The organism is Pantoea sp. B623 (assembly GCF_024814475.1).
Taxonomy (GTDB): domain Bacteria; phylum Pseudomonadota; class Gammaproteobacteria; order Enterobacterales; family Enterobacteriaceae; genus Pantoea; species Pantoea ananatis.
Genome location: NZ_JANUXM010000004.1, coordinates 4,321,867 through 4,342,567, shown reverse-complemented (window position 1 = coordinate 4,342,567; position 20,701 = coordinate 4,321,867). Strand labels below are relative to the sequence as shown.

The window sequence follows — 20,701 nt, the reverse complement described above, 5'->3', positions numbered from 1 at the left end:
CATGGTTATATCCGTTTAATCAGCACCGTCTGCACGTCGTTAGGCTTGAGCGTCTGCCGTGCCTGCATGGGCGTCATCTCATCGAGCATTACGCAGCGCGCGTCCTGCAGAGGCGGAATCACGACATCGGTTTCCAGATGGGGATTATAAAATCTGATGATGATTCCGCTGTGGTCTTCCGCACATTTCACCGCACTGACCAGGGCATCGCGATGTGTTGCTGGCAGGCTTAGCGCGCTATAAGTTTCGGGATAATCCCGCACCTCGTCATTCAGACAAAAACGCAGTCGTCCGTTCAGGAAGTCGCTGTCCTGATAAACGGGAAACTCGGTCAGCCAGGTTTTCGACACGCGCGCATGTTGGGCCTCATCGAATGTGCCGAGGTAAGTTCGCCAGCCAAATGAGAAGGTCATAGTTTTCAACAGCTGGGCATCGGGCGTTTCTACGATACTTTCACCGGACGCGCGGCCCGGCCGATAAAGCAGATTTTCTTTACCCATAAAGCCAAATGTGCGGAACAGCGTCAGCGAGAGCGTATTGAAATCATCCCCGACGATTTCGTATTCACGCACACCATTGGTGTGCAGCGTAAAGCCGTGCTGCTCATCGTGGAGATTGACGTAGCTTTGCATCGGTTCAATCGAGATCGGTTTTTCCTGCCAGCGCTCTTCTTCCCAGCACTGCAGCGCCTTGCCAAGTTGCACCGGTCGGGTGACCGCGCCAAACAGCTGATCGGCACAGGAAACCCTGGCCGCAATATCAGTGGCAAAGTGCACACAAAGACGATGACTCAGAACGTTGTTATCCACTTCCACATTAAAGCGAATAAGATCGTCATTCTGCAGAACGACTTTTACCTTGAGGTTCAGGGTTGTCGTGGCAGTGCCTGCCGCCCTTTCGGCTAAATCAGCCGGGACCTTGAGCGCGTAGCGAAGTATCAGGCCCTGGCTGACGGTACTCTTTTGTTTCTGAACGGTCGTCATGGCACCCTCAGACGTAATCATCCAGTCGGCCCGAGGCGGCGAATAATTGTATGAATCCCCATCATCACCGTTTTCCACAAACAGCATTTGCCGCGGATAGCGTTTACCGCTCCGTTTATCGGTAATGGTTAACAGGCCATCGGCTTCCGCCTGAATATGGTAAACGTCATTTTCAGCCGTTGTCTCCTGGCTCAGCGCTGGCCTCGCGGCGTTATCCTCACTGAAATCAATGTACCAGCGGTCATAGCCCAGTGCCGGTAATACCGGGCTGTTAACGGTCAGACGCGTACGGCAGACTTTTTCAGGTTTATGCCAGGCTTTGCCCGGATCGAGGCGAATCGTCTGATTAAGTACGTATTGCGTCAGATCTTCTTCAGACTCGATAACACAGGGGATTGCTTTGCCGTTGCCGTCACGCAAGGTAAACGGCAGCCCCGGCAGCCAGGCCTCAAAGGTTATGCCAGGAGCAACACTCCACGGCAGTGGATTGAATACGGTGAAGGTAAAATCATGCTGGCGTGGAATGCGCTGTGTGATCAGTCGGGTATGTAACTCCAGTAAATTCTGCGCCAGCCCTTTGGCTTCTTTATAGCGGAAGAAGACATCCTGATTGGTATCATCGCTGTTACATCCGCCGATGCTGTCATGGGCGGCGTTGTAAAACATCAGTTTCCATATCGTTGCGACAATATGTTTGGGATAGGCATTGCCCAGGCTCTGACTTATCGCCAGCACAGGCTCAAGCGTATCCACCAACAGCGATTCAACTTCATTGTTTAACAGTTTCAGGTCGGCACGACAGGAGAAGATCGTTTTGTGCACGCGCGAATGCTTAGCTTCGGTCAGTTCACCCTTTAGCGTTCGAACCTCTGCACCGGCTTCCTGTTCCAGCATCTTAACGACAGTCAGCGGATTGCTGATGAGGTACTCGCGGCTATCATCACGGGCATTAAACTGCTCGACTAATTCTGGCAAGTTGCGGCGCACGGGAGCCTGGTCGAAGCCATGAGGAAACAGCAGGTGCTGGCGATGACTACGCGCTTCTATTGCAGCCATCTTCTCATCAAGAAAGGCTTTCATGGTTTCAGGCGTTTCATCCAGCAAGCCGCCGTAGTGATAACCCCACGGCATCTGCAGGGCAAAAACCCGGTCACCGTTATCACCCTGCCAGAAAAATTCTGTTTCGTGCAGCGTATTGTCGGCGATGCCGCGCCAGAATAAGGCGTGATGGATACCGAACTGGCGATAGAGTTGCGGCATATTGCCGCCCTGGCCAAAACAGTCCGGAACATAGCCCAGCATCATTACGTTGCCATGGCGTTGAGCCACTTCCATACCGTAAAACAAATTCCTGACAACAGACTCCTGATGAATCACCAACTGATCCGTTTGGGTAAACCACGGCCCCGTCAGCAAACGTTCATCGGCGATCAGTTTCGTGAGTCTGGCTCGATCCTCAGGAGCCCACTGAAGATAGCTTTCGATAAGTGAGCTTTGTGCGTCTAATAAATAGCAGGGAAACTCAGGATGGGTTTCCAGTACCTGAATAAGATTTTTAATATGGTTGTACAGGTAAATCCGCGAGCGTGAAGACGTAAAATACCACTCCTGATCCCAGTGCGTGTGCGTATAGAGATGAACTGTCCGCTTTTTCATATTATTAACCTTACTAAAAACCGCTTTAGTCGAATTTAATTTCAATATCGTCCGGGGAAGTATTGATGCTCTCGCTGTTCGCATCCGTCTCATTAAAATTCACTAAAACGTTAGCGCCTATTGCGATCACTAAGGTGCCCACCAGCGCGCCAAGAAAATAGGCCCACGGATTCCCGACGGTAAAACCACCGTACAAGCCCCCCAACGGCGGCATAATGGGATAAGCTTTAAACAGCGCCACCGTCATTGAACCCATGGCGCCCGCCAGTATGTTTAACGGAATTAATCGCGCGGGATTTTTTAACGTAAACGGTATTGCCCCTTCGGATATTCCCAGAATGCCCATAATCACCGAGCCATTACCGGCTTCTTTTAGGGTTTCACTGAAGTTACTTGGCCGGATAAAGCGGGCAGCGGCATAGCCTAATGGCGGAATAATAATCGCGACATTGACCAAAATAGCCGGTAAATAAACGCCACTCATAAACAACACATTTCCCGTGCCCCATGCCGCTTTATTAACCGGCCCGCCAAGGTCAAAACAGATCATGCCGCCCAGTACCGCCGCCAGCACAACGGTATTGGTGCCGTCTTCGGTCATGCGCTGCACCCAGGCCATCAGAGAACTGTTGAGCCAGTGCAGCACATCGCCCAGTAGCAACAGCATCACGACAACCTGCAACCCGACGGTAATAAACGGCAGGATGATTAGGGGCACGGACGAAGCGGCAGAACCGGTGATGCGGATTTTTCGTGATACCCATTCCGCAGAATAACCCGCCAGTAAGCCGCCCAGTACCGCTCCCAGAAAACCGGATCCGGTAACAGAGGCAATCAGCCCCGCCGCAAAACCTGGCGCCAGCCCTTTTTTCCCGGCTATTGAATAGGCAACGTAAGCACCTAATACGTAATTCATTAATCCAATGATTTTGAAGCCGATATCCTGGGCAAGATACAGCCATTTTTCCAGCCCGCTACTGTGGGCAAAGCTGTCCAGATTGGGTTCACCCAAGATGATGCCGATAATCTTAGCCACGGCGACGACTAACGAGCCGGCAATAATGACGGGCAGCGCAAAAGAGATCCCTGTCATTAAATGGTTTTTGATATTGACCATAGTTTTTTTCATAGTGTCACCAATATCACGGGTTACGGCGCGCCTCGACAGCCGCCACGCATTTTGCAATGACCTCGGCTGCATGTCCGACGCACTGACTGATTTTCACCCTAATGACGGTCTTACCGGCAAAGCGCTCTTCTTCTTCAATCGAGCGATCGGCGGCAATCAGCACAAAGTCCGCTTCAGCAATATGTTGCGGGGTTAATTTATCGATCATCCCCATCGCCCCTTGCTGTTCGATATGCACCTGATGGCCCTGCTTTCTTCCCTCTTTCTCAAGCGATTTGGCTGCCATTGGCGTATGGGCTAAGCCCGCAATACAGGACGTGACGCCTACGATATTCATGCTTCCTCCTTAAACTGGATTCGTTGCACCATAAACTGGAACAGGGCATCCCTGTTTTCGAGCGTAAATAAGGCTCGCCTGAAATCATCATCAACAATCTGGCTTGCCAGCGCGTTAATGATTTTTAAATGCAGAAGACTGGCGCCAGATTTTGGTACCAAAAGTGCGAAGATTATTTTGATGGGTTCGCCATCCAGACTTTGCCATTCAATTGCGTCATTCAGCCGAATAAAAATCACGCCGGCTTTTATTACGTTGTCCGTTTTGGCATGAGGCATGGCGATTTGACTTTCAAAACCCGTGGAATATTCATGCTCTCGCTGCCAGAGATCCGTTTTAATGTCATCTGCACTCAGCGCCCATCCCTGTGCAACCGCGTGCGAAGCAATAAAATCAAAGACCTCGTCTTTGCTGGTAAATACTTTATTTAAGAATATGCTTTCGCGATCAATAAGCATGTTTTCCCTCTTGCCGGATTGTTCCGTACCTTGATGAAAATCCTAACCGAAACCTAAGGTATGTAAACACAAGCGGTTTCCGGTATGGTGCGGAAGATGTCTGCGGCAGAGCGGGCCAGAAATGGGAGGCAGGTCTAAATAATAACTTTCTTTGAGATATGGATCACGTGGAGGAATAAGGACAGGTTTTAGAGGTGTTTGTAAGGTGGGAATGGATTGGGAATGTTTGAAAGGTGATTTTTTGGGTATGTGAGGGAGGATTGAGGAAAGTGGATACTATTTAACAGGGGATTTATTATTTAACTTAGGATTATAGAGGTGGTGCAAAACGGGATGACAAGATTGATTGTTCTGCAAACATGAAGTTCTCAGATCAGTATCGATTATTTCATTCACAACTTCAGAGCAGCATTTAGGAGGCGTAATGTCTTACAATCAATGGTGAACAGGCTCAAGTTTCGACAAAAAAACTGAAAATTAATTGTAAACAGCCATACGCATCCCTATAATAAAAAAATTGCTTGTGTAAATAATCAGCGTTTGCTCCGATGATGCTAAGTGGGCGGTGAAGAAAAAACAGAAGTTATTAAGGCGAACATAAATATTAAAAAGTCAAAAGGTACTTTGGTGTTAAACAGCATCTATAGTAACGATGAAATATAGCTCAATTTTATTTATTAAAGTCTTAATCAGAGCGTGATGAATCAAACACAAAAAGCTTAAATTCTAAATACCCCTAGGTAATGATATATTATTGCAGCATCAAATCATTTATCTAACCACCAACTCGCAGCCATTTAGAAAATCGGGTCGCATTATTCGTATCTATAAAATAGTAGGTTACGCATTAGTTGAACATCCATGAAAAATGCAACTTAGCCCCCAATCGCACTTTTATAATTAATAATTTAATTTTGATGACCTCAAACTTATGCCCTTATGAACTCCTTTATATCACTCTTACTATTAACGCAGATTAAAAATACATTTTATTACATCACTCTCTTCTTCGCAATTGATATCATAATATTCGGAATTAAAATCTAAAAAACCCCTTGAAATATAATCAGAATCGTCAGGCTAAAAAACAACACCTCTAGTATCTTCTCCTGCACCTATGTATACTTTTCCAGATGGTACATTCAACGCGAATGTGTGACAAATTCTCAGAATCACCTGATAAACTTTTATATTATAATTTCTACCTTCACAAATGTTCAAAAAATTACATTTATTAATTTCACCTTCATCAATACTCCGCCAGCCTACATTATCATCGATTCTGTGTTTCAGAGAGGCTAAATAAAAAATTGATAATGTTGCAGCATCTTTCATAAATGAATATGTTTTAACATAACTTATAGTTTTGTTTGAATATCACCCCACTGATTATAGGATCTAATTTCAATCAACATTACTAACTTTCATAATACATTATCTTTCAAATGTAGATAATCATCTAACCACTCCATGATTAGACGCTCATTATAAAAAAATAACAGTAAAATGTAATTAACAAATTAAACACTTCATCACTGGTATAGCACTAGAATTTAAAGCATCATATAGAATGATGCACAATTTAGTTTTATTTCATGTGTAAACGTTTTCAGTTAAAAAATAACAAGTTTTCCTGAAGGCCATTTGCCTTCCCATCCACAGGGAATGTGACCGTCTTCATAAACCTCAAGCAGAAATTCAAAAAACAGATCACCTTTCAGATATTCTTTATAAGCATCTTCCATTAGATAGTTAACTAAATCCCACTTAACATTATCTAAAATAATACTTTCGTCAATACCATCAACGATTTTTATAAGAGGAATGATTTCTTTATTAATGATATCTTTTGCTTCTCTCACAAGGGGATTCCATTCCTGATACTCTCTACTATGTTTTTTTGCTAAATAACCTGTAATCTCATTACCAGCCTCAATCGTTGCATTTTCCCAATCAATACTTGTTATGTGCTTGACGAAATCTGATTCATTAGTAACCTTTTTTATCTTCTGCAAATTGGTTGCTTTACCCACATTCACGAACCATTTTACTTTTTGTAAACGACTTACAGCCAATCTGGATATCTTCATGGTTTCACCTGATTTATTCTTCCCGGTATTCTTGGCACATTCTGCCCACCAAGCGCTCCGTGTTCAATTCGATTTTGAATACTATATTTTACCGCAGCCTTTACTTGTTCAGGAGACATCCCCGTAGACTCTAAAGAGTGCTTCAGAGCTTGTGTATATTGAAGATTAGTAGGCACCTCTCTGTAAAGTTCTCCTCCCTTCCTGTATCGATTCCAGAAATTTTCAAGAGACTTATGTGCTTCGTAATGGGGTGTTCCTGGCTCAGTAAAAGCGTTTCCTTGTAATTTTATTGCAGCCCCACTATCTCGTGGGATCAAATCCCTGTAAGCAGCATCCTGATTTAGGTGATGAGATTGCCCAGGGCGAGGATCATTTTTTAATTTACCATGAGGGCCTAATGCTGGCTCATCTCCAGCACCTTTGCATTTTAACCCCCACGGATCCACCCAGCCCAGCGCATTCGGGGCATACTGGTAAAGGTTGATCCCGCCCGCCAGCCCTATCGGGTCCTGCTGGGTAAACCGGCCGCTGTCCGGATCATAATAACGGAACAAATTATAGTGCAGCCCGGTTTCACGATCCAGGTACTGGCCCTGCATACGCAGGTTCTGCTCCACCACCGGAATTCGCTGGTTAGACTCGCGCAGCAGTTTGCCCCATGGACTGTTCACACCTTCCCAGGTTTTCTGCCCTTCGACGTCAGTCAGCAGTTCCGGCGTGCCGTTAGCGGCGCAGTGGAACCAGAATATCTCCGGGCTTTCCACGCCATCAATACGGGCCAGCGGCTCATAGCTCTGGCTGTCGCTGTAGACATAGGTAAGCGGAGTATCGTCGTGGATTTCCTGCAGCAGACGATAGCCTTCCCAGACAAAGCGCGTTGTGACGGCCTTGCCAGACGGCCTGCCCTGTAACAGTTGCTGGCGGGTTTTACTGATGCGTCGCCCCAGCGTATCATAGCGGAAGCTCACCTTAGTGCGTGGCTTATTGCGGTCCCGCGGTTCGCTGATGACGTCCGTCAGGCGGTGCTCACCATCGTAACGGTAGCGCCAGCGGGTCTGGCCGTCATCCTTTTCGGTGGTGCGGCCATGAATGTCGTACTGCCAGCGGATACCGTTCAGTTCAGTGACGCGGTTATGCATGATGTGGGAAGCGGCATGGCGATCCAGCGGGTTGCCTGCGCCATCCCAGCGCCACTGCTCATTACCCGGCTGCGCGCCTTCCTGAGACAGCAGCCGACCGGCGTTATCGTAGTGCCATAATGTCTGGCTGAACGGGTTATCGTCGCGCTCTTCACGGATCAGGTTGTTGCCGTAATCGAAGTCCCGCCGGCGGGACCAGACGCGCGGCGCAGGACGCTGTGCTTCACCTTTGAAAACGTCACGGCGGCGCAGCCTGCCCAACCGGTCATACTCACTGCGCGTGGTCAGGCCGCCCTGCGTGCGGCTGAGTTCCCGATGCAATGTGTCACGGGTAAATTCGGTGACCGGCAGGTTGTCCAGCGCGATGCTCAGTAAATGGCCGCTGCCGTAGTAAAGCTGCTTCAGGTTGCGACCATCCGGCAGGGTTAAGGCCGTGCAGTTACCCAGCGCGTCGTAATCCCAGGCCAGCGCGCCCTGTTCACCCTGCTCACCTACGATGCGGCCCAGCGCATCATAGGTAAACGCAATCTCCTGCTCGGCCTGCTGGCTCCACTCGGTGTCAGACAGCGGCAGATGCTGCGACACTTTACTTAACTGCCCACCACCGCTGTAGTGATAGCGCGTCTGGCCTTCCGGCGTGGTCCGTGCCAGCAGTTGCCCCGCCCGGCTCCAGTGATAGCGATGGGTAATCGCCTGAGGATGCCCGGCGGCAAAGGTGCGAGATAACGTGCGTCCTGCCGCGTCATACTCGTATCGCGTGGCAACGCCATCCAGCCCGACCTGGGCCAGCAACAGGGAATCTGCGCCCCACTCGAACTGATACTGCTCGCCGTTCTCGTTTTGCAGCGCCGTCAACCGACCACGGCTGTCCCAGCTGCGCTGAACCGTCTCGCCCTGGGCATTACGGTTGGCGATTAAGCGCCCGACGTTGTCGTAGCGGAATTCACTACGTTTACCATCCGCTGACTCGTGGGCCAGTGGCAGGCCGTTGTCGCTCCAGCGCAATCGCTCTTCCCAGCCCTCTGCCCGCTCCAGCAGAACAGGACGGCCCGCAGCATCATAGTGATACCGGGTTTCTTCACCATCCGGCGCAGTCACACAGCTGAGCCAGCCAAGCGGATGATAGCGGTAGCGCGTCGTCAGCCCTGAACAGTCTGTTTCGCGGATAACCTGGCCGGCATCATTGAATTCACGACGATAGCTGTTGCCTGCCGCGTCAATCTCTTCGACAACCAGCCCAAACTCATCCCGCTTATAAAAGGTACTCTGCCCGAGCGCATCAACCACGCGCTCAAGGCCATGATGGGGATCGTAATAGTATTTCGTGGTGGAACCGTCAGCCCCGGCAACGACCGTGGGCAGAGAACGGTGTGACAGCCATTGCACCGCCTGTACACCGCCGTCCGCATCTTTCTCTTCTACACGGTTGCCGAGATCGTCATAGGTGAAGCTCACCGCATTACCCAGCGGATCGATACGGCGCGTCAGGAGTTCGTTTTCATCCCACTCATAGCGCCAGGTCTCGCCCCGCTCATCAATAAAGCAGGTGATGAGCCCTGCAGCATTCCAGTGATGTTCGCGCTGCTGACCGTCATAGGTCGATACGCGCGTGATGCCAGCATCAAGATCATAATGCATGTGACAGCCGTCACCGGTATTGGTGCGGTTTTCAACGACGCGCCAGTGATCCAGCTTCTGCCAGCGATATTCGCTTTCCAGCCCGCCCGGCAGTTGATGCCAGACCATTAACCCGTCATCGTTGTAACGGAAGCGCCGCGAGACAACGCCTGCGGCATCGGTGACGCTGGCAAGCTGGCCCTGTTCATTGTAAGTCCAGTGCGTTAATGGCCAGTGCTGCTCACCATCAAAATGGCTGGCCGAGGTCGGGCGCTGTGCATGCTGTTTGTCGTCGTAATGCAGGGTGACATCAATAGCCAGCGGCGCGTCATGAATGCGCACCAGGCGAGCCTGCTCGTCCCAGCCCATCTCCAGCGCATTGCCGTATTCGTCGCTCAGTGAAGCCAGCCGCAGCACTTGCGGATCAGCGGCCGTACGTCTGTACAGACGCCATACCGCACCGTCGTCGTCGGCAATGGCGATATCACCCAGTTCGTTGCGCCTTACCATCAGCCCTTCGCTGATGCTGTAGAGCACCTCTTTTTCACCGGGAACCGCAAAGCTCAGTTCGCGCCCGTTGTCATCAAACCAGGTCGCCTGATTGCCATCCAGCGTTATATAGCTGTCAAACACCGTCGCCCAGCCCAGACCAAATAATCCGCTGCGCTGGGTCAGGCTGTTATAGCTACGCTGGAAACTGAGCGGGAAGCGACCAGGAAGGGAGAAATCGCGCTCGGCATCATCGTTAAGCACTTTGACGCCCGTGGAGGCATGAACCGGGAACAGCGACGAGAAGGCGGCGTTAATCGCCATATCCGCCATCATCCCGCCCACGGCGCTCGCCAGCGCGCAGGGCATGTTTTTCAGGATCTGGCTGGGGCGACCACGAATCAGGGAAAGGCCGATCATCATCACGGCCAGACCTGGCACCTTGCCACTTTTAATTTCTCTTACTGTGACGGTTTCACCACCAATGATGACATTGGGGGAAACATCGTCACTCACGGTGGCATCACAGGTGGTTTTATCCTTTGCCCGCACCGCAGGCTGGCCATTGATAAAGACGCTTTTCGATCCCTGCGCCAGATATTGCGGTGCGCTGTGCTTTTCACAGGCCACTTTGTCCTGCTCCAGCGGAGAGGTGCCAGCGTCGGCGGAGGCTACCGTGGGTTGCCACATTGCACTGCCAAACTGACCCACCGCAGAGAGCAGCATGCCGCCATAGTCTGCGAAACTCTTGGGCGATTGCGGTTCCGGTGGCGGCGTATCTCCGGGCGTAAGCATCCCGGCCGCGCGTGCAGCTAAAAGACCATTAACGTGAACATTCTCTGATCCGCTGGCGATCACACCGGCTGGAGAAGGCGGGAATATCATGTCTCCCAGCCCATCGGCCGCTTTAGTGATGTCATCCGAAATGCCCGCAGCATTCGCTAATACACCGCCAATAATGCCGCTGAGCAGACAGCTGGAACCAATGGCTGCGACGCCTGCCGCAGCCATTCCTGCCCCCAGCAATGGTGCTGCTGCTGTTGCCGCCGCACCGACCGCCGCACCGATCACCGCGTAGGCTGCGCCCTCAGCGACAATACTGGTGATATCAGCGAAAATGCTGGAATGAATGATCTCATCGCCCACGCGGGCCGCACGGTTATCCATAGCTTATGCTTTCCGTGGGTTGTTCAGACTCAGGCTTTGTTTGAAGGCATTCCAACGCTGGCCGTCTTCTTCGTTGAAAGCGCGCATCGCGGAGAGGGTAAAAATCATTAAGATGTTGCTATCCGGAACCCGGGTCGCCAACTGTCGCTGCCACACGGCTTGTCCGTTACGATCGAAGGCGGTTTCAACTTCTAGCGCACGCAAAGCGTTATCCGCGCCAGCCGTAACCCGAACAAATTCCGTCTGCTGAATGTGCCCCATCTGGCTGCGCAACGTGTCCCACTGGCGCTGAAACTCTTTTTCCGCATCGCTGTCTTCAGGAATCACACCACGGCTCACCACTAATGCCAGTCCGCTGGCGTCATCCCGCAAAATATTCATGGTCGTGTCCTGCCAGGCAGCAGGAAACAGCGCAAAAGCGCCTTCATTAAACTGATAATTCATTGGATGTCCGTTTTATTGATTGTTTGTGGCGGGTGGAACCAGGCTACGATAATCGCCATCCGCGTTATCGGCATTTGTGAGTATCTGTGTGTTATCCCGAGCAACTTTGATATCAAAAAGCCGGGGAGAAATATCCGGGTCCCCGCCGCAACTGACGTCATGGTTGTCTTCACGAACCGTGATGATGTAGAACGCCTTCTCACTGGTGTCATCCAGGTCGTATCTCAGACATTGATCATCAAGCGCGGTGAGGTGATAAGTATGAATCGCGTTCGTCGCTAAGGCGATAGCCTGATCAGCGCTGACTTCATGTTGCTCTGCACTCATGGTGGTATTCAACATGATGTTACTGACTTTTTGCTGGTCAATTTCGAACATCAACTGCTTGTCACCCATCTGATAGATAAGCCAGTGCTGATTATCACTGTTATCTTCTTTTCCGGGTCCATAGGCTTTCTGAACCTGTTCCACGCTATCGCCGACGATTATGTTACGAGCCGTCGGCACGCTGGCACCGTCCAATAGGATCTCTGCCAGAATTGCATGGCTGGCGTTTCCTACCGCCGTCGCGCTGAATAACTGAAAGCCTTCATAGGTATGTTGGTAATAGTTGTACCGCTGCTCATTGATGACGACTTCTCCGGCCACAACGGAACTCAGGGCTTTGCCTGCGCGTATGAAGCTTTGGTTGTTCCATGCGTCGCCGGGGGTGAAAGCGTAGTCGTTGAGCAGGACCGAGAAATCGTTATTGCTAAGTGGAGGCGCTGATACTGTCGGCACCGTATTTGCCTCGCTTAAAACGGATGTTAGCAAAAACGCCAGTGCCATAAAAAACCTGATTAACGTCATATATCTTCTAATGAGAGAGGGGCATTCGAGCAAGATAATCGAACAGGGAAAAAATTGCTGCTGAGTGTTGTGCCTGACGGTTATTACTGAGAACGAGTCTCTTTAGTCTTCAGTGGTAATAATGACTCTACTCAGGCAGTCCGGATTTTTAGCCGTGAACGAAAAGGTGATAACCTGCCCGTTGGCATCAGGGGATGATGTGTAGCTGGTGAGCTCATTTTCAGACTGTCCGCGTGGATAATCCGTTAACCGGATAGCCTGATAATGTTCTTTTATGTCATTAAGTGTAATGCATTTCCCTTGTGGCGAAAAACTCAGAAAGGGAGCCATTCCGTCAGGGGTTTTACTCAAGCGCAACTCGATATCGCTAATCAAGGAAGCATCGTTAAGCCTGACCCGGTCAGCGCTGTAAAAATTGATATATTCATTCTGACTTTTTAATGTGAACGCCATTGGGGCATTGTGAATAGCTTGCACAGACAAACTTTTCACACTGGAACTCATCTGAGTGACAAAACTCCATATATCATTTGCTTGCATCTTTGCTTCCACTAATCCGCTTATAAAAAAACCTGCCACTAATATGACTGATAGTTTACTTTGACGGGTAATTTTTATCATACCAACCTCCATAATAATCTTCGTAAAACTCCTTAGTGGTGGAGGTCTGTTCACCCTTTCCAAAGATGCGCCCAATTTTCATTCTTGCGTCACTCTCAGTTATGTCACCTTTTTGCAAGGAGTCGAAGATACTGTTGTAATCCTTCTGATTCGCAGCATTACCGGCTATACCGATGTCTCCCCCCTGATTAGCAATGATTTCACGCTGTACACGAATATTATTTAGTGTGGCAGCGCCTTCATCACTGAGTGTACTGTTCAGATAACTATTCTTAGAACTCAGATCAATATTGGGTTTATAAAGTGCATGCCCACTCTCATGTGACAGCGACTGGACGACTTTAGCGGCGTTATTCATCTGGCTTTTATCGACGGTTATGATACGGCCCTGACGATCCGCTGAAGTCCCCTTGCCCGCCTCACCTTCTTTAAACACCCATCCGCGCTTTTTCAATGTGGTGATATCCTGTTTCATGGTAGGTGATTTCTCAACCAAATTATCGACATCTTTGCCATAACCGCTAAAAGAGGATGTTTGAACACGAGTGGGATTAGCCACATTATTTGAAGCGTCGGCAGGTGCGCTTGCCAGCGCACCTGCCGTATCAGGCTTTCCCGGCGTAAATTTCTCCTGTACGGCCGCATTAATATCGCCTTTGTGGCCTGCACCCGGCGCAGTTGTGCCAGGTTTAGCCCCCGACGTATTCAGATTCAGTTTGCCACCTGTCGTAATATGTCCATCGTTCTCAACAAAGAAGTTAAAATCTTTTCCAATAAGATTTATTGTTCCGTTGGCATTGAGCTCGATAGCACTTTCACCAGAAACAAGCCTCAACTGTGTTCCCGACGCCAGAACATACTGTTCAACTACGGCATCAACTTTACCCTGGCCAGTCAGGATTTCGGTTCCGCCTTTTACAGCCTGACTCTGATTGGCTTCAACCCTATGCAGCTCATTTTTAGCAACATAGTGGCTTCGTTCTCCACCAACGCTGTGCGTTTCGTCATTTTTGACGTTGGTATCCATGTTCTTCTGCGCCTGGATCCACAAATGCTCCTCGCCCGCCTTATCCTCAAAGCGTAATGCGTTCGCGGTATCCGCAGTGCCGTCTTTCGAGCGACTCAGAAAGCCCATTTGTGTGGCGGCAGCCGGTAGTGCCCATGGCGGCATACTGGCTTCGTTATAAACGCGGCCAATGATCAACGGACGGTCTGGATCGCCGTTGATGAAGTCCACGACGACCTCATCGTTGACGCGCGGGATCTGCACCCCGCCGAAGCCCTGACCCGCCCAGGCACTCGATACGCGCACCCAGCACGAACTCGTGTCGTCGCCCTTCGCCAGACGGTCCCAGTGGAACTTCACCTTCACCCGGCCGTATTTGTCCGTCCAGATGCTCTCGCCTTTCGGCCCCACCACCTTCGCCGTCTGCGGGCCGTGCGTCTTCGGCCACGGCGTCTCCGGCTTCGCACGGTACGTCACCGCCGCCGGCAGCACCGTGAAGTCGATGTTGTGCCGCGTGGCGCCCACGTCGCCGCTGGCGTAGCTGTTCTCTTCAAAGTCGTAGTGCGCCGACGTCACCAGGTATTTGCCGTTGTCGCTGAAGTGCGGTGCGTTCAGCAGCGCGAAAGTGTAGCCCGGCGCGATGCCCGTCGCCGTGCCGCTGCCGCTCACCATGTGGTGCTCCACCTGCCACACCTCCTGGCGGATACGCGCGTAGTACTCGCCGTGACCGTGCTCCACGAAGCGACCCGGCCAGTCGTAAACGTCCACCGAGCCCGGGGTCGGCGACACCGGGTTCTGCCGCGCCTGCAGCATCCACGCGTTCGGCTTGCGGAAGTCGTAGTCGTCCGTGCTGTACATCCCCGGCGTCACGCTTTCCGACAGCGCCCACTGGCTCACGCCCTCTTCCGTCACGCTGCCGCCCGACGGCGTCACGTGGTAGGCTATCGTCTCGTAGCCCGGGAACGCCTGGTGCTGGTCCGGGGCGTCGCACAGCACCAGCGTGTGCTTGTCCGCCTCGTGACGGAAGAAGTAGTAAATCCCCTCCAGCTCCATCAGCCGGCTGATAAAGTCGAAGCTGCTCTCCTGATACTGCACGCAGTATTCCCACACCCGGTAGCTTCCCGCCAGGCGCGTTTCCACGTTCACTCCGTACTCCTTCAGCAGCGTCTGCACAATCTGCGGCACCGTCTGGCTCTGGAAGATGCGCAGGTTGCGGTCGCGCTTCATCGGCCACAGATCCGACTCCACCGTCAGCCCGTAAACGGCGTAGCGCACGCCGCCCAGCTCCTCGCTGCGCACGCCTATCTGCGTAATTTTGCCGTTGATGTAGCGCGGATTCACCGCGCTCAGCAGACCGTCCGTCGGCAGCGTGAACGTGACCGGCTTGCCCAGCAACGACTTACGATCAATGCGCGCGTCGGTGGAGAGCAGCTCCGCTTGCAGCACGAACGACTGGGACAGCGCTTCGCTGCCGCTCAGACGTCGGAACAGCAGTCCTTGTGCGGGTAACTGGACTGTAATACGTGAAAACATAAAATTCATCCCTGTCAGAAAAGGGGTTGGTAAAAAGGGTTAACGCGTTAAGGCGCAAGCATCAATACTTTGAACTGGCTGGGAACAATACGCATGCCGATCGCATTCGTTGAATTTTGCAGACTCATGCTCGTAAGCCGCGTTGCCGGCGTGCCTTTCAATAACACAGTGAATGAACCGGTAAGGTGACGCGAAGGTCCCATGACCGTTCCCGATGCCACACCGGTTGCGACGCCTGGGTTATCGCCGTTGGTGAGTGGCGTTACGGTTGCCATATTATGCGCAGGCATTCCCATGAAAAGGATATTGAGCGCATTCGGAATTGCCGTCGGCCCCAGCGCAATATCGGGATAAGGAATCGGCACCGGTGCGGGCGTCGGCGTCAGGCACACATCCGGGAAAGCCAGATCCACACCAAAAAGCTGACAGTTTGCAAACATCTTTTCTCCTTAACCCATATGAATCTGTTCAGAATCCACTTTGGTTATCGCTTTCGAGGTGATTACCGTATTGTGAGCGTGCAAACGTGCGTAATCTTCCGCTTTCATATCAAGTTGCCCAGCACGAACTTGTTCGGTGTTGTGTGTGGTACGCAGCAGGTTATGGCTAATCTGGGTGATGGTTTGCCATACGGATTCTGCACGTTTGCCCACGATACGTGAAAGACTGACCCAGGCAGACAGTTTGTCACCACTGTAATTCATCTCGTTGATATGGCAATCCCCTTGCTCAGCGCTGACGCGCAGCGCGGCACTGCTTAAGCTCAGCTCGCCGGCGCTATTGATATGTAAATCGCCCGGTACGCTGAGTTCGGCCTTTTGCGGATTGCTACGCTCCAGCACGGCCAGTAGCCAAATCTGGTTTTCGACGCTGGTGACTAATACTGTGTCACCCATTTGCGGCACAATGACGCAACTTGCTGCCCGGCGACAATGCCAGCCTCGCCCTTCACATTGAACTGTCAGGCTGCCATCGACGAAGCAGTGCGTGACAACACCCGCGGCCTGCACCGGCGGTAAAATGGCTTTTGCCAGCGTATGATTGACATTATTCATTGCTTGATCTCCTCAACTGCGGCTCTGGCGCTGCGCGCTCCAGGCTTCAGCTGCCAGTAATTCTTCATCAAATTCAAGAATGCCCTGACGACCAGAGAACTGCGCGTTCTCCTGGCGCGCCCGGTGCATGCGCGTTCGGGAAAAGGTTGCACCGCGTAGGTCTGCCATGCTGATATCGGCTGCGGTAAAGTCGCTGTATGTCAGGTCGCAGCGAATGAAGAGCGCCTGAGAGGCCTTTACCTGGTGCAGGATGCTCTGGAAAAAACGGCTGCCTGTAAAATCAGTGCGCTCAAGCATGGCACCAACGAAAATGGCCTGATCAAACAGGCTTCCTTTGCATTGTGCTCCAGTGAGATCGGCTTCCATGAACAGCGCCTGGCTGGCGTTTACCTGATTAAGCTGAGCGGCTTTAAGCGAAGCGCCTTTAAAATTGCATTGCGAAAGTTGAGCATCATTAAACAGCGCTTTATCCAGCGCGCAGTCCATGAACTGGCAACCAATAAACCGTTGCTGTGCATAATTCTTTTCGCGTTGGTCGCATTTAAAAAATACCGTGCGTTCAAACTCACCCGCACTCAGGACTGTCTGGCGTAGGTCAATGCTGTAAAAGGTCGTCAGCAGACTTTTGCAGCCCTCAAAGTCTGTTCCATCCAGCACTGATTCAAAAAAGACGCAGCGATCAAACTGTGCCTGTTTAAACTGAGCTTGCGCGAGCGGGCATTGCATAAACTGCGTGCTTAGCAAGGTGCTACGCGCAAAACTGCTATTGGTAAGCGCACACTGGTTAAATACGGTTTCGCTCAGGCTTGTCTCATCTGCCATTAACCCCGACATTTCGCACTGGTTAAAGACACTCTGCTCAATTTTTGCCTGGCGCAAATCAGCCTGGTCAAGCTGACATTCAGTAAAAACCGTTTCTTTTAAATTGGCACCCTGCAGATTCGCCCCTGTTAAGGACACGTCCTGAAAGATCCCACCAGAAAGATCATATCCCTGCAGATTGAGGCCATTCAGGTTTAACTCGCTGACGACCTCACCTTGTTTGATTCGCCGATGCAGCTCCGCTGGAGTGAGCGCTGTCATACAATTTCTCCATCACGCTTCGGCAACGTTTTGATACGCTTTGTAAAGGCGCCATCAAGTTCCGTGGTTTCGCTGGTAAAAGCCTGAGACAGATCGGCGCGAAAAAGCGTCGTGCCCCGGAAACATGCCCCACCTAACTGGCTTTTTTGCAATATCGCGCCCATCAGATTGGCATCAGTGAAATCTGCATCGCAAAAATCCGTGCGCACAAACAGGCTGCCTGCCAGGTTCGCTTGCTGAAAATTAGCCCCTTTACAGCTTGCCTCACTCAAATCACTGTTCTCCAGTTTTGCCTGGATAAACACCGCAGCGTTAAGCGGTGTCTGGCGCAGATTACTTTGCCGCAGCGTGGCGTGCGTGAAATCTGCATCATTAAGGGAACTGCCGGAAGCCACCGCACAGGTCAACCAGATTGAGCCGCTGAAAGTTGCATGGTCAGCCTGCGTTTCCACCCATGAGCAGCTCTCTAATTCAGCACGGATAAAAACAGCCTGTTCCAGTGTGGATTTTATAAATGTCGTTTTACTGAGTTTCGCCTCTGTAAAATCAAGACCCGGCAAATCGAGTTCCATAAACACGCAAGCCTGAAGGATGGCGCGCTGAAAACGGCATTGGGTAAACCAGGTTTCCCGGAACAATAATTCACAGAAGGTCGCTTCATTAAAGGTACAGTTATCGAAAAGCGTTTCTTGCAACTGTGTATCTTTAAAGTACGATCCCGAGAAATCACTTTGGCAGCACTGGGCTAAAGCAAAGCTGGCGCGTTCAAAATTACAGTTGCGTAGCGAACTATGGTGCAATTCGGTTCGCGCCAACATTGCGCAGTTGAAATTGGCACCGTCCAGTTGGCAGTGACTTAAATCGGCACATTCCAGCAGCGTCTTACTAAAGTCGGCACCGCGAAGATCCATACCCGAAAAGTCCGCGCCGGTCAGATCCATGCCGCTAAAGTTTCCACCCTGAGCAAGCGTCCTTTCCGCACGTTGACGAATGATCTGTGCCAGGTCGCCCTTCAGGCGCAGGGCGGGTGGCTGACTGTTGACGGACATGAGGTACATTTGATGAAGAGCATCACGCATCTGTGCCAGCTTTTTCTGACTTAAGCTCGCTTTGTTGCGCTGGAGCATTTCCTGCATACGAAAAAGCGTTTCCGGACCACGCGGCTGATGTTCGTCACCTTCATTTTGCGGATAACGAGCCTCAATATCGCGTTTACGTTGCTCTGCCTGTGCCTTCATCTCCTCGGCCTGGCGCTCCATTTTTTCGATAAACTCCGGCAGGTCTTCCAGCTTCGGCAGTTCGGGCTCATCGGGTTCGTTGAGTAAGTCACCTATATCTCCACCGGATGCCTCAATACGCGCACGGTGCTGCTCACGAAGAAGTTTTGCCCGCGTTTGCATATTATCCCGCATCGGACTGGGCGTTTGCTCAACCTGGTTATCAATCCAGGGGCCGATCGTGTCATCTGGAATAAGATCCTTTTCGCGGAATGAAAAGAGCGCCCCGCTTTCCTTGTCCAGGCGTTGCGTGAGCACCTTGCGGTAATGGTTGACCGAGCGCGGCGAACCCCGTTTTTCCAGCGCGGGCATCAACTGCAAGACATCAGCCGCGTCATCTTCATTGATGCGCGTGTTCCCTTGCCATAACAGAACCATTTGCTCCAGATGAGGAAAGAACCACACCGTGGTTGCCCGCAGTGAAATTTCCTCAAACAGTGTTTCATCTTCGCGCTGACGATTAATAAAGCAGCGTGCCTGCCAGGGAGGGAGTTTGCCCTCCTGCACCGGCTTTTGCGGATGCATATTCCAGATTCGCCAGGCGGCTTGTTCAGGTAAGGTATCGCGATCTGCCCACCATTGATCAGGACTGGCAGCATTAAAGACTTTCCAGTCGATATCGCGCGCAAAACCGGGAAAATCATTTTGTAACCAACTGGAATCGTATTTTTTTCCCATACGACTAAAACGTCGTGGCCAGCTAATATCCAGCGGACCAAATCCAGCAGGTTCAGGCTTTTGTTTAGGCTGCGTAAGACGTCCGCTCATCGCTTCGATGTTAGGTAGGCGGACGAACTCATGGCCCTGATGTATTTCGGGATGAATGCCAATGCCATAGGGATTGTCATCGTGCCCTTCGCCGCCAAAAACCCGGCTCCAGTCCAGTCGCATTTCTTCAAAGGGCTGCGGCGCTGTGATGTTATTGCCAACCCAGTAGCGATCGCCAAATACCGCCAGCGACTTGCTTAGCGTATCGACTTCAATCTTTGCTGCGCAGGCGGTTTTATCGCTTTGATGATGCGTGTAGGCATTGCCCGTCGCCAGAAATTCGGCGCACACTTTTGGCATGGCTAAATCGAGGACGCCGCCGCTGGTTTGTAATTCGCTGGCGGCGAGTTGCCACAGTTCCATTTCCGGGCGGAGCTTCGGGTTATCACTCATATCGGCTAATGCCAGCACGGTGACGCCAAGATGGTTTTTACCCTGCCAGCGATATGGACGATTAAGTACGCTCAGGCGGAGAGGTTTAATAATTTTCATGCCTGGGTTTCCTCTGTGGACAATGAATAGCGTTAATTCTGCGCATGATTTCGAATAAAAAAATTACATATACCCCTTAGCGCCTTATTAAAGAACCGAGAAGAGAAACCATGAAATTACTTTTATTTAAGTTAGAAACCCATATAAAATTCATCATTTTTATCTAGCCAGCACTTCATAAACGGAATACATAACAACAGCAAATCATGCTCTTGGACTTCACTTATGCAATCATCTTTATATATAAAAATATCTTTACCTTACCATTAAAAGAATGTGAAGGTACTTTTATAAACTTCCATTCAAAATCAACAATCAAAAACAACATTTATCACAGCAGCCTTTCCAGACGGATGTTCCTGCAATTTCACTTCTAAATTTAAACCTTCCCTGATTTTATGTTCATCCTTCCCATTTACTAACCCTGCCGCTATATATTCCCTTTCATCTAAATCATTTTTATGGAACTTAAAAAGGTAAAAAAAACTCATCACCATACTTCGCTTCC

Annotated in this window: 16 protein-coding genes; all 16 read right to left on the bottom strand. The window is 50.8% G+C overall.

From position 1 onward, the window contains the following. Positions 1–5: 5 nt before the first annotated feature. On the bottom strand, positions 6–2,639 hold the full coding sequence (gene mngB, locus NXS97_RS21995; RefSeq protein ID WP_041457691.1) for a mannosylglycerate hydrolase: 2,634 nt from the start codon (positions 2,637–2,639) through the stop codon (positions 6–8). 25 nt (positions 2,640–2,664) lie between these two features. Next, positions 2,665–3,768 carry a PTS fructose transporter subunit IIC gene (locus NXS97_RS21990; RefSeq protein WP_029568939.1) on the bottom strand — a complete coding sequence of 368 codons (1,104 nt, stop codon included), beginning with the start codon at positions 3,766–3,768 and terminating at the stop codon, positions 2,665–2,667. 13 nt (positions 3,769–3,781) lie between these two features. Further along, entirely contained in the window at positions 3,782–4,105 is a 324-nt protein-coding gene (locus tag NXS97_RS21985; protein WP_013026223.1) for a PTS fructose transporter subunit IIB, read from the bottom strand. Continuing rightward, complete coding sequence (locus NXS97_RS21980; protein WP_105088250.1) at positions 4,102–4,563, bottom strand: PTS sugar transporter subunit IIA; 462 nt, start codon at positions 4,561–4,563, stop codon at positions 4,102–4,104. Before NXS97_RS21980 ends, NXS97_RS21985 begins: the two co-directional genes overlap by 4 nt. A gap of 1,080 nt (positions 4,564–5,643) precedes the next feature. After that, a complete protein-coding gene (locus NXS97_RS23345) occupies positions 5,644–5,925 on the bottom strand; it encodes a DUF6386 family protein (RefSeq protein ID WP_368845541.1) in 282 nt (93 codons plus the stop codon). A gap of 251 nt (positions 5,926–6,176) precedes the next feature. Next, entirely contained in the window at positions 6,177–6,653 is a 477-nt protein-coding gene (locus NXS97_RS21975; RefSeq protein ID WP_072136893.1) for a hypothetical protein, read from the bottom strand. Then, positions 6,650–11,065 carry an RHS repeat-associated core domain-containing protein gene (locus NXS97_RS21970; protein WP_234033866.1) on the bottom strand — a complete coding sequence of 1,472 codons (4,416 nt, stop codon included), beginning with the start codon at positions 11,063–11,065 and terminating at the stop codon, positions 6,650–6,652. Before NXS97_RS21970 ends, NXS97_RS21975 begins: the two co-directional genes overlap by 4 nt. A gap of 3 nt (positions 11,066–11,068) precedes the next feature. Continuing rightward, positions 11,069–11,509: a DcrB-related protein gene (locus NXS97_RS21965; protein ID WP_022623326.1), complete on the bottom strand. Its 441-nt coding sequence runs from the start codon at positions 11,507–11,509 to the stop codon at positions 11,069–11,071. 12 nt (positions 11,510–11,521) lie between these two features. Beyond that, a complete protein-coding gene (locus NXS97_RS21960) occupies positions 11,522–12,337 on the bottom strand; it encodes a hypothetical protein (RefSeq protein ID WP_246874119.1) in 816 nt (271 codons plus the stop codon). Positions 12,338–12,460: 123 nt separating this feature from the next. Continuing rightward, a complete protein-coding gene (locus NXS97_RS21955) occupies positions 12,461–12,979 on the bottom strand; it encodes a hypothetical protein (protein WP_024472413.1) in 519 nt (172 codons plus the stop codon). Next, positions 12,954–15,518 (bottom strand): type VI secretion system Vgr family protein, encoded by a 2,565-nt coding sequence (locus NXS97_RS21950; RefSeq protein ID WP_210481238.1) that lies wholly within the window; start codon positions 15,516–15,518, stop codon positions 12,954–12,956. Before NXS97_RS21950 ends, NXS97_RS21955 begins: the two co-directional genes overlap by 26 nt. Positions 15,519–15,565: 47 nt before the next feature. Next, positions 15,566–15,958, bottom strand: a complete 393-nt coding sequence (locus tag NXS97_RS21945) for a DUF4150 domain-containing protein (RefSeq protein WP_014605535.1) — start codon at positions 15,956–15,958, stop codon at positions 15,566–15,568. Between the two features lie 9 nt (positions 15,959–15,967). After that, positions 15,968–16,573, bottom strand: coding sequence for a DUF3540 domain-containing protein (locus NXS97_RS21940; protein ID WP_116219952.1), 606 nt, complete (start codon positions 16,571–16,573; stop codon positions 15,968–15,970). Between the two features lie 12 nt (positions 16,574–16,585). Continuing rightward, positions 16,586–17,656, bottom strand: a complete 1,071-nt coding sequence (locus NXS97_RS21935) for a pentapeptide repeat-containing protein (protein ID WP_116219951.1) — start codon at positions 17,654–17,656, stop codon at positions 16,586–16,588. Next, positions 17,653–20,193 carry a DUF2169 domain-containing protein gene (locus tag NXS97_RS21930; RefSeq protein ID WP_259232800.1) on the bottom strand — a complete coding sequence of 847 codons (2,541 nt, stop codon included), beginning with the start codon at positions 20,191–20,193 and terminating at the stop codon, positions 17,653–17,655. The genes NXS97_RS21935 and NXS97_RS21930 overlap by 4 nt, the downstream gene beginning before the upstream one ends. A gap of 308 nt (positions 20,194–20,501) precedes the next feature. After that, the gene (locus NXS97_RS21925; protein WP_116219949.1) at positions 20,502–20,690 is read right to left on the bottom strand and encodes a hypothetical protein; all 189 of its coding nucleotides are present in this window, start codon (positions 20,688–20,690) and stop codon (positions 20,502–20,504) included. Between the last annotated feature and the right edge of the window lie 11 nt (positions 20,691–20,701).